The organism is Hydrogenovibrio sp. (genome assembly GCF_049975065.1).
GTDB lineage: Bacteria > Pseudomonadota > Gammaproteobacteria > Thiomicrospirales > Thiomicrospiraceae > Hydrogenovibrio.
The window spans coordinates 1-7345 of sequence record NZ_JBNGDN010000095.1; the positions used below are offsets into that span (position 1 = coordinate 1).

General features: G+C 47.9%; 8 protein-coding genes. 5 read left to right on the plus strand and 3 right to left on the minus strand.

Translation table 11 applies throughout. From position 1 onward, the window contains the following. The first annotated feature begins 343 nt into the window (after positions 1–343). Both ACP5D0_RS09310 and ACP5D0_RS09315 read left to right on the plus strand, forming a co-directional pair. Positions 344–511, plus strand: coding sequence for a hypothetical protein (locus ACP5D0_RS09310; RefSeq protein ID WP_472365477.1), 168 nt, complete (start codon positions 344–346; stop codon positions 509–511). Further along, complete coding sequence (locus tag ACP5D0_RS09315; protein WP_472365479.1) at positions 512–2275, plus strand: methyl-accepting chemotaxis protein; 1764 nt, start codon at positions 512–514, stop codon at positions 2273–2275. It abuts the gene before it with no gap. A gap of 144 nt (positions 2276–2419) precedes the next feature. Here the strand turns inward: ACP5D0_RS09315 and ACP5D0_RS09320 are convergent, their stop codons facing one another. The 3 genes from ACP5D0_RS09320 to ACP5D0_RS09330 all read right to left on the minus strand — a co-directional run bounded on the left by ACP5D0_RS09320 (position 2420) and on the right by ACP5D0_RS09330 (position 5403). Continuing rightward, the gene (locus ACP5D0_RS09320) at positions 2420–3823 is read right to left on the minus strand and encodes a PilZ domain-containing protein (protein ID WP_472365480.1); all 1404 of its coding nucleotides are present in this window, start codon (positions 3821–3823) and stop codon (positions 2420–2422) included. A 106-nt stretch (positions 3824–3929) separates the two neighbouring features. Further along, positions 3930–4649, minus strand: a complete 720-nt coding sequence (locus ACP5D0_RS09325; protein ID WP_472365481.1) for a YebC/PmpR family DNA-binding transcriptional regulator — start codon at positions 4647–4649, stop codon at positions 3930–3932. A 184-nt stretch (positions 4650–4833) separates the two neighbouring features. Then, on the minus strand, positions 4834–5403 hold the full coding sequence (locus tag ACP5D0_RS09330) for a PhnA domain-containing protein (protein ID WP_472365482.1): 570 nt from the start codon (positions 5401–5403) through the stop codon (positions 4834–4836). 367 nt (positions 5404–5770) lie between these two features. Here ACP5D0_RS09330 and ACP5D0_RS09335 point away from each other — a divergent pair, with 367 nt between their 5' ends. The 3 genes from ACP5D0_RS09335 to ACP5D0_RS09345 form a co-directional block, all read left to right on the plus strand. Then, positions 5771–6568 (plus strand): DnaJ domain-containing protein, encoded by a 798-nt coding sequence (locus ACP5D0_RS09335; protein ID WP_472365483.1) that lies wholly within the window; start codon positions 5771–5773, stop codon positions 6566–6568. Between the two features lie 34 nt (positions 6569–6602). Beyond that, on the plus strand, positions 6603–6917 hold the full coding sequence (gene clpS, locus ACP5D0_RS09340) for an ATP-dependent Clp protease adapter ClpS (RefSeq protein ID WP_472365484.1): 315 nt from the start codon (positions 6603–6605) through the stop codon (positions 6915–6917). Continuing rightward, the coding region (locus ACP5D0_RS09345) for a Clp protease N-terminal domain-containing protein (RefSeq protein ID WP_472365485.1) at positions 6918–7345 on the plus strand (428 nt) is incomplete at its 3' end. It abuts the gene before it with no gap.

The following is a 7345-nucleotide window of genomic DNA, read 5'->3' on the forward strand; positions in this document are numbered from 1 at the left end:
GGCAAAAAGCGCTGTACAAAAACTTGAAAACCGCCAGACCTGGCGGTTTTTTTACACGAGTAGTTCATAATCTGCATGTACCTTGCGCCTTTTCAAGTGCCACAAGACGTTTTATATCCCGTATTTGCAGCCAAAAATATTATTTAACGACAGGAATAAGTTGAGAAGCCAAAGTTCTGTTCGAGCTCAGAACAAATTCATGAAATATTCGGGTTGGACGATTAAACTGTTTCTTTTTGAATGCTTTTGTCATAAAGGTGTCGCTTTTTGTTAACAAAATCCTCACCTGCTGTAAAGTACTTGTCGATAGAGTAATAGATTCTCATACGAAAAAAGGAGAATCATGATGGAGTATGTTCTATTCATTGTCGGCCTGTTTTTAGGTACGCTCGGCTATTTTTTATTCATTCGAATGCGCGTTTTAAAACCTTTAAAAAACTTGCATCATTCGGTGCAAACCCTGTCGGAACATCCTTTGGCGGAAATCCCTGAAAAACCGAGCACGCCCTAGATGTCATCCAAACGGTGTTTTGATTTTTTCAGGCAACATTTATTTGATCACCACGATCACAGTCATGACTTTTACACCCAGTTGCAGGCGTTGCATGCGGATATTCAAGCCGGGCAATATCATTGCCGCTTAAATGGGAATTATTCTAAAGCCCATACTGCGATTCAAACGGAGCTCAATGCCATATTAGAGACCTTTGATCAGATGTCGGAGGCAATGACCGAAGGCCTCAAGTGTCTTGCAGATGGGCACTTTGAGTATCAGATTGACAAGCGTTTACGTGGCAAAATGGCGCGTGAATTCAATCGCACTGGCGCCAATCTGCAAGACGCTTTTTCACAAGTTAACCAAGCGGTGCAACGTTTAGATCAAGGCGAATACAGCCCAACGTTAACGATTTCAGCACAAGGTGCTTTTAAGCAATTGGAAGGCGATTTGAATCATTTGATTCAAGATCAACGGGAGATGTTAGTGGAAGCCATCGAGGGGTTGAGTGCTTTGTCTTCTGGTGAATTGACGCGCCGTGTCTCATTGGACGGTTATGCTGGCTTGGATCTGGCCTTTGTGGAATCCATTAACAATGCGCTCGCCAACCTGGGCAGTATGATTGCTGAAATTCGTTACGGTACGGATCACTTTAAGCAAGGTTCGGCCGAACTGGCTTCCGCTTCGCAAATGCTGGCGGAAGGGGCGGAACACCAGGCCTTGGAAATTTCACAGATCACGCGCAATCTGACGGCGATGGAAGCTGGCATTACCCAAAATGCTCAGAAGACGGAGTTTGCCAATAAGCTTTCGCACAAAACAACTGAGCAAGTGCAGCAAGGGCGTCAGCTGATGACGCAAACCATCTCGGCCATGCAAGGCATTAGCCAAGCCAGTGAACAGATAGAAGAAATCATTGATCTGATTGACAGCATTGCGTTTCAAACCAACTTGTTGGCATTGAATGCCGCTGTGGAGGCGGCCCGTGCGGGGCATCATGGCCGTGGCTTTGCCGTAGTGGCCGGTGAGGTACGCAACCTAGCTCAGAAGTCCGCCGAAGCGGCTCAAAGTATTCAAAGTTTGATTACGGCCACCCGTGAACAAATTCAGCAGGGTGAAAAACTGGTGGATGCAACGGGACAATCGTTTGTCACCATTAACGATTCGGTGACTGAAATTAGCGGTTTAATCAGCGATATGGCCTCCCTGTCGCTGGAACAAAAACGTGCCATCGATAACAGTCTGGAAATGGTGGTGGCCGTAGACAGCGATGCACAGAGCAATGCCTCGATTTCTGAGGAAACCGCGACCACATCGCAAAACTTCAGCCATCAATCGGTGGACATCGCCCGTTCGGTTGAAAAATTCCGCTTGCATCCGGAACAGCTGCACTTAACCGTCACGCTGGCGACCGGTAACTTTATCTTTGCGCGTGCTCGCCGAGCGCATCGTTCTTGGGTCGGGCGCATTCGCGGTTACCTTAATGGTATTGATGTTGGCATGAGTCAGCAGCAAGCCTTGGACGCCGATGCCTGTGAATTGGGTCGCTGGTTGAACTCAAGCGAAGCGCAGGATTATCATCACTTAAACGAATTCAGTGCTTTGCAAAAATCGCACAGCGAGTTGCATCGCCTCATTGGAGAGGTGATGACGCTAAGCGATATGAATGACAAGGAAGGCGCGGAGCGCAAGTTGCAGGCGTTGGCCAATTTGTCTGAAGAGGTCATTCGATATCTGGATACCTTGGAGCGGACACAACTTAGCCGGAATGTTATATGAATTTTTCTGAGATTGCGTGAGTGTGTGAGTTTAGGTTGCTCGACTGATATCCTCAGCCGTTGAAGTGAAGAACTCAAGGCTAATATTCGGGTTGGAGGTTAATCATTTTTCATCATTAATCTGAAGCCGCTAGGCCTGGCGGTTTTATTCCATCATATCAATCAGATCGGCGCTGGCAAAGGCGTCCTTGAGTTCTTTGGATTGGGTGGCTTTGCGAATCAGATCCACTACCTTTTTGTCCGGCTGAATGAATTGGCAGGAAATTTGGTAAGCCCCTTTTTCTTTATTCTCATCAATGCGCACCACCTTGGCCTTCTGGTGAACGATTTCGTATTCATTTGCCTTGTCGGTGGGGGAAATGTCAAAGCGGAAAAACAGTTCCAGTATGTCGTTGATATCGACCAGAAACGGAGTGAAAAACGAAAAACCGCCGGAGGAAATGTCGTGGTATTCTTCGGTCCAATATTCTGGAAAGATAATGATGTATTGGCTGCTGGAGATGTTGTTGTATATTTTTTCCAGCAAAACAGCATAGTGGTATAAATTAATAAACGACATTAACAGTTTTGAGCCGTTGCGTTTTTTCTTTTCAATGTAATCCCGTATGTCGTGGTCGATTTTGACTCTTTCCAGTACCGGCCCTTGGTAGAGTTTGTGTGGGGTGGAGTTTTCCAGTAATGTCAGGGTGCTGCGGCTGATGAGATTCACTTTTTCTTCAAAGTCGCGCAGAATCGACTCGGTGCGGATATTGCCTTTTAAGGAAGCAAAGTCCAGCGTTTCTTCCAGGCTGGAGCGTAAAAACCGCTTCGATTCTTCCAGTGATAAGCGCCCAACCGAAATGCCGTTCAGCACTTCGCGTAAATATTCGTTTTTTTCGGCCACGACGATGAACAGGTCATAGGCTTCTGGATGGGTGTCCACCAAGGCTTCGCGAATATTGCTTTGATAATAGGTCATCAGGGTGTCGAGTTTTTCATTGACGATTTTGGTGAAATGTTGGATGCCGGATGAATAGATGTCGCCGACCAACTCGTCGGTGCCTTCGTGGGAGCCGATGCGGATAAAGTGGTAACGCATATTGGCGGTGTAGCGATAGAAGCGTCGGGTGTTTTCGCGTCGCGAGCGAATGGCCAGCGAATAACGGTCATCGCTGTCTTTTTTATGAATCCAGTAGTGTGTTTTGGGGTAATACTGTTTCAGGTAGGCTTGCAGAGCCTCATCGGAGATGTCGTCGCCGAGCTGTGGAGCCAGCAAGTAGCGTAAGGCGCGATACAGCTGTTCGTAGAGAAACGTCATTTCCGTTTCAAGGACATAAAGCTGTTTGTCGAAAAAGGTGATTTTCGCAACCAGACAAGCGTAGAGCGTGCGAAGAATGTCGTTTAGGGACAAGGTATCCGGCGAATGAAAATGGGTGCTGGTCTGGTTGTCGATGCCTAAAAGAATCGCTTCCAGCGAGTCTTCACGGATAATGCGATGCGCCACCTTTTTCAGATGAAAAGGCAATTCTTCAATAAAAGCGTGGTCATTGTCGTAATGCGTACCGGGCACGTCACTTCCTTATCGCCATATAAAAAGCCATTGTAATGGAATAAACGGGCTTGCGCTTGCTAGCCCATTGATTCACGGTATTTGCCAGGCCTGGTGGTTTTCGATGTTACAGTTCAACGTCATAGTAGACGTTTTGAACATCATCTAAGTCTTCCAGCATATCCAGAAACTTCAAGAAAAGTTCTTTGTCTTCTTCGCTTTCCAGCGGCTTGGTCATTTGCGGTAGAAACTGAATTTCATCCACATCGAAATCCATGTTTCCGAAAGCTTCGATGAGTGCGGTTTTGGCTTTAGCGTATTCTGTGTGGGGCACGAATACGCTGATTTTACCGTCTTCGTTTTCCATATCGGAAACGTCCACATCGGCCATCAGCAGGGCTTCCAAAACGGCTTCTTCATCCTCACCGGCAAAGACTAGAATCGCCGAATGGTCAAACATGTGGCTGACACTGCCTTGCGTGCCGATTTTGGTTTTGGTTTTGGTAAAACAGCTGCGCACATCGCCAAAAGTGCGGTTGGGGTTGTCGGTGAGGCACTCAATAATCACCATGCTGTTCCCTGGGCCGTAGCCTTCATAGCGCGCCACGGCAAAGTCCTCACCGCCGCCGCCTTTGGCCTTGTCAATGGCTTTATCAATGACATGTGCCGGTACTTGAGATTTTTTGGCACGTTCGATCAAGCCTTGCAACGCCAGATTGCTTTCGGGTTCCACGCCGCCGCTTTTGGCGCAGACGTAAATTTCACGACTGAATTTGCTGTACACTCTGGCTTTGGCGTCAGACGTCTTCGCCATGGATTCTTTTCGGTTTTGATAAGCTCTGCCCATTTGCTATTTCCGTAATCTAAAATTAAAACGAAATTTTACACAAATTAAGGTGAGCTGAGTGCGGATTTTGACGGAAAGACGTTGATTATGCCCGCTTGAGGCAAAATGATTTACTTTGGCGAGCCCTTCGCTTTACGCTGCGAAGCAGGCCTGGCAAAAACCTTTTTGACCAGGCCTGGTGAAATTACGCTTTTTTCAGGTAGGCGGCGACCAAAACGATTTGAGTGCCGTTGACTTTGCCTTCAATGTGCAGCGGGTTGTCGGTCAGGTGGATGTTTTTCACCAAGGTGCCGCGCTTCGCGGTAAAGCCAGCGCCCTTGACGTCTAGGTCCTTAATCAAAGTGACGTCATCCCCTTCCTGCAAGATGTTGCCATTGCTGTCTTTATGAACGATTGTGTCTTCTTCCTGGTTTGGCAGTCCTGCATCCGCCCAAGCTTTGGTGTCGTCTTCCAGGTACATCATGTCCAACAAGTCCTGTGGCCAGCCTTCGGCACGCAGCGCATTCAGCAGGCGATAAGCCATGACTTGAACCGCCGGAACCGGTGACCACATGCTGTCGTTCAAACAACGCCAGTGGTTGGCATCCATGGTCTCCGGCGCTTCAATTTGGTTTTTGCAGGTGTCGCAAACCAAAATCGCCTGATCGGCGGTGCCGTCCGAAGGCGTTACCTCATAAACGCTCAGGTGGTCGGTGGCGCCGCATAGTTCACATTTGGAACCGCTTCTTTTTTGCAGGGTTTGTTCAATGCTCATTTCATTTCCTCTTGAGTCCTTTAGGCTGACGGGTGGCATAGGGATTACGCTATGAATTTGGCGCTTATTATGCATAAATACGATGTTTATGAAAGGTAAAAAATGTGCATGCGTCCGCGTTACGAACGCTGTTGACGGTTTTGAGACGGGTATTAGGGTTTTTTTTATATGGTAAAACCGTTAGAATGAAACCCATTGTAAAGCCTTTCTAAAGCGAAAGTGGTCGGATCGGTTGTTTAACCTGTGTTCGGGGTGGTTTGACGGTTTCAGCGAGCCAAAAAATATTTTCTGCAAGGTTGGCCACGAAGCGAATGGCGCGATATTTGCATCCAAAGGTCTTAATTTAGACAATAGATGATTGAATGAAATGATCAATAACCGTTACGACTGCCGAAAAGATTATTTTGCATTGCTGGGTGTGCATCACCAGGCCTGTGAAAAAACCATTAAGCTGGCCTACCGCAAGATGGCTCGACGCTACCATCCTGATGTCTCCAAAATCCACAATGCCACGGAAAAGTTTCAGGAAATTTCCGAAGCTTATGAAGTGCTGACCAAGTACCGTGAGGCTTATTGGCGGGAGTTCAGTCTGCACCATCGTCGTTACGCTCATGCGGCCTCAGCCACTTCAACCGCGTCAAAGACCGCCCACCACCATGCCGCTCAATCGTCAACGCCGAATGGCGGTTTTCGCTGGCAGAAGCAGCGCCCGATTCGCGGCAAAGATCGTGTCATCACCTATCCTCTCACGCTGCGTTACGCCATTCGTCTGCTGAAAATCGGTTATTTTTACATTCCGGGGCTTAAAGTTCGAATGAAATTCACGCGTGATGCGTTTCGGGATAAAACCTTCCGCTTAAAAGGCAAAGGGTATCAGGGGCTTTTTGGCGGCGAATCCGGTGATTATCTGGTGAAGTTTCAGCTGAAGTTGGATTCGTTGAAATGGACACTGAAAGGCAGTGACATCTATGGCACCATTTCGGTGCCCAGCCTTTTACTGGTTCCTGGACGACAACTGGATCTTGAGTCGCCTTCCGGCAGCATGAAGGTTACGGTGCCGGTGAACTATTCCCCACATGACTATATCCTCGTCGAAAATATGGGGTTGCCTGGCGACGGTGTTAACCAGCCTGGGCACCTTTATGCCAGACTCATTTCAGCCTGAAAAGGCTGGAAAATAACGTTTTAAGGAATAATAAATGGCCAATCAACCGTTTGACGATGACGGTGCCTTGCTCGAGGCGGTGCGCAGCGCCGTTAAACCACCCAAACGTTATCAGGTGGTGTTATTGAATGATGACTTTACCCCAATGGATTTTGTGGTGACTGTTTTGATGCGGTTCTTCAGCATGGATGAAGCGAGAGCCAGTGCCGTGATGTTGGCGGTGCACACCCAAGGCAAAGGAATATGCGGTGTTTACAGTAAAGAAGTGGCTGAAATGAAGGTGATGCAAGTGAATCAATATGCGCGAGAGCATCAACATCCTCTGCAGTGCGAAATGGAGGTGGTTTAAATGTTAAGCAAGGAATTGCAATTAACACTCAGCAATGCGTTCAGCCTGGCAAATGAGTACGAACACGAGTATGTGACGTTGGAACACCTGCTGTTGGAATTGCTGGGTTTACCGTCAGTGCGCGAAGCCATCGAAGCCTGTGGCGTGAAGCCGAGCGTCATTGAATCCGAATTGGAAAAATATCTGGATGCGGAAGGCACCGGGCATAAAGTGGAAGAATTGCTACCGACCATGGCATTCCAGCGCGTGATTGAACGGGCGATTTATCTGGTGCAATCCAACGGCTATGCCGAAGTGAGCGGGTTGCACGTTTTGGCCTCGCTCTATTCCGAACAAGACTCTCAAGCGGTGTATATTCTGGAAAGCTGCGGCGTGCATCGTGTGGATATTCTCAGCTACATTTCGCATGGTGTGACCGCACAACAGCA

Excerpts from the sequence above, each read along its gene's own strand:
- clpS (WP_472365484.1), top strand. The coding sequence starts at position 6,603 with ATGGCCAATCAACCGTTTGACGATGACGGTGCCTTGCTCGAGGCGGTG.
- ACP5D0_RS09330 (WP_472365482.1), bottom strand. The coding sequence starts at position 5,403 with ATGAGCATTGAACAAACCCTGCAAAAAAGAAGCGGTTCCAAATGTGAA.
- ACP5D0_RS09315 (WP_472365479.1), top strand. The coding sequence starts at position 512 with ATGTCATCCAAACGGTGTTTTGATTTTTTCAGGCAACATTTATTTGAT.
- ACP5D0_RS09335 (WP_472365483.1), top strand. The coding sequence starts at position 5,771 with ATGATCAATAACCGTTACGACTGCCGAAAAGATTATTTTGCATTGCTG.
- ACP5D0_RS09325 (WP_472365481.1), bottom strand. The coding sequence starts at position 4,649 with ATGGGCAGAGCTTATCAAAACCGAAAAGAATCCATGGCGAAGACGTCT.
- ACP5D0_RS09310 (WP_472365477.1), top strand. The coding sequence starts at position 344 with ATGATGGAGTATGTTCTATTCATTGTCGGCCTGTTTTTAGGTACGCTC.